Annotated in this window: 3 protein-coding genes; all 3 read right to left on the bottom strand. The window is 58.1% G+C overall.

Annotated elements, in window-relative coordinates:
- Nucleotides 1–540, bottom strand: a 540-nt coding sequence (locus tag CVU60_17935) for a sodium:proton antiporter (GenBank protein PKN39999.1), incomplete at its 3' end; no start/stop codon positions are given.
- 494 nt (nucleotides 541–1,034) lie between these two features.
- Nucleotides 1,035–1,499 (bottom strand): universal stress protein, encoded by a 465-nt coding sequence (locus CVU60_17930; GenBank protein ID PKN39998.1) that lies wholly within the window; start codon nucleotides 1,497–1,499, stop codon nucleotides 1,035–1,037.
- Between the two features lie 43 nt (nucleotides 1,500–1,542).
- The coding region (locus CVU60_17925) for a sodium:proton antiporter (GenBank protein ID PKN39997.1) at nucleotides 1,543–2,470 on the bottom strand (928 nt) is incomplete at its 5' end.

Genomic DNA, 2,470 nt, shown 5'->3' with positions numbered 1-2,470 from the left:
GATGGTGTGCACCTTGTATTTGCGGTGCGAGATGGCGCGCATGAGCGGACGGATGAGCAGCATGGCCGCGCCGGTGGTTCCCATCCAGCTGGCCAGCAGAGTGCCGATCAGCAGGATGACCGTGTTGACTACCGGTTTGCCCACCAAGGAGCCGCGCAGGCAGACGCCGCCGGCGATGGTGAACAGCGAAAAAAGCAGGATCAGAAACGAAACGTACTCCAGTGCGAGGGTATGCACCACGGAATACAGCGCCAGTTCATAACCGTGGCCGATGGCAAAAGGAACCAGGAAAGCCACGCTCCAAAAAGCTGCAACCTTGCCGTAATGGTGATGCCAGAAATGAGGCACGGCAAGAGGCATGACGGCTATGGAAAGAAGCATGCAGGCGAAAGGAACCACCCAGAGCACGCCCAGATGTTTGCCGATCTCCTGGGCCTCATGGTGCAGATCCCCGCCGGAAGCCCAAACATCCGGCAAGACGCACAGAACCCCCAGGCCGATGACCGCCAGACAAAAAAACCAGACAGAACTTTTTCGCATCCGATGTTCTCCTTGTAGGCTGTCACCTGTGGCGACAGTCAGCTCACGTGCACGTTAGGGCGCCTTGCAGACGCCCGGCCTTCTTCCTCTCGATCACCTTGTGATCCCAAACTACAGACCATCCATCGGGTCCATGAATGCAACGCGGCATCATGCCCGCCCGACAGCCCAAAGGACGAATCCGGACTTTCCATGGAAACAGTCCGGGTGACATTTGCTCCGACGCGAAGACTCCCACCCCTTGTGCCGGATTTCACACACGGGTGGGTGCATATGCCATATCCTTTTCCAGAGCAATACCCCCTGAAAACGGTCCGTATGTCTCACTTACCGGACGCGAAAGACGGACGGACGCAGGAGGAAATGGACCTTGTTGTTTTCCCTTGTAATTTCCGACTGAACCGATTTGAAAACCTGCTTGCTCAGAAAAAAAGCGGCCGACTCCCCAAAGGGAGCCGGCCGCTTTTTTTCTGAGGTGAACCCGGGTTACCGAATTACAGCCCGCAGGCGTCCTGCATGTATTTCAGGCGCAGGTTGCGCGTAACCAGCACGGGGCAGCTCGCACCTTCGAGTACACGAGTGACAACGCTGCCCATGATCACGTTCTCGAGCACGGACAAGCCACGCGAACCGATGACGATGAGGTCGCAATCAAGCTCGTCCTGGACATTCAGGATGGCATAGTCAGGACGGCCGCTGCGTGAAATCAGTTCCACGTCCAAGCCGCAGGGCTCAAGCAGTTTCTTGTATTCCTCGAGCAATGCCATGGATTTGGCCTCGGCGTTGGCGCGCAGCTTCTCGGCCATCTCGCCGCCGATGGTCATGTTGATGGGCTCCCAGACATTGAGCAGATAGATCTTGGGGGACTTGGAATTGACCAGATGCGCGCCGTACTTGGCCGCGTTTCTGGAAGAATCCGATCCATCGACCGGAATGAGTACACGTTCAACTTTGATCATAGTCGTATCTCCACGGCGGATATTCCCGCCTCAAGGCAGTTGATTAGTGGAAGAAGAGAATGTTCATCAGAATGAAACACGGCACCAGAATGCCTGCGGACCAGGCCATGTAGCCGAAAAAGCTGGGCATCTTGATGCCGCCCGTTTCAGCGATGGAACGGACCATGAAGTTGGGGGCGTTGCCGATGTACGTACACGCCCCGAAGAACACGGCGCCTGCGGAAATGGCCAGCAGGGTGCCCGCCTCGGTCATCAGGCGCTGGGCGTCACCGCCGGCCGTGTTGAAGAACACGACATAGGTCGGGGCGTTGTCCAGGAAGGCGGACAGGGCGCCTGTCAGCCAGAAGTACATGGTGTGATTGTCGAGGCCCTCGGCGGTCTTGACCATGGAGATGATGCCGTTCAGGGCGCCGTCCATGCCCGCGCGCAGGATGGAAATGGCCGGGATCATGGAGATGAAGATACCGGAGAAGAGCTTGGCCACTTCCCGGATGGGCTCCCAGTCGAACTCGTTGCGACGGCGAATTTCCGGGGCCGTGATCTTGAGGCTCACGAAGGCCAGGGCCAGCAGCAGGACGTCGCGCAGGATGTTCTGCAGTTCCACATGGACTTCGTAGATGGTGATTTCAACGCCGGGCTTCCACATGCCGCTCATGAGCACGCCGGCGACCACGCCGCCCAGAAGCAGCAGATTGGGGGTTCCTTCGAGGCGGAGCTTCCCGTCCTGACCCGCGTCAGGAGACTCGGGGCGGCCTTCCTTGTTGAAAAGCACCGTGTCGATGACAAAATAAAGCGCCAGCAGAATGGCCGACAACACCGCGAACGGGAGGAACATGTGCACCGTGGTCCAGAAGAAGGACACGCCCTTCAAGAAGCCCAGGAACAGCGGCGGATCGCCCAAAGGCGTGAGACTGCCGCCGATGTTGGCCACCAGGAAGATGAAAAAGACGATGGTGTGCACCTTGTATTTG

The sequence above is a fragment of the Deltaproteobacteria bacterium HGW-Deltaproteobacteria-18 genome, from assembly GCA_002841885.1.
Taxonomy (GTDB): domain Bacteria; phylum Desulfobacterota; class Desulfovibrionia; order Desulfovibrionales; family Desulfomicrobiaceae; genus Desulfomicrobium.
Note: the sequence above shows the minus strand (reverse complement) of the source record. Positions and strands in the feature narration are given on the sequence as shown.

Coding starts and splice junctions, on each gene's coding strand:
- CVU60_17930 (PKN39998.1), bottom strand. CDS start 1,499: ATGATCAAAGTTGAACGTGTACTCATTCCGGTCGATGGATCGGATTCT.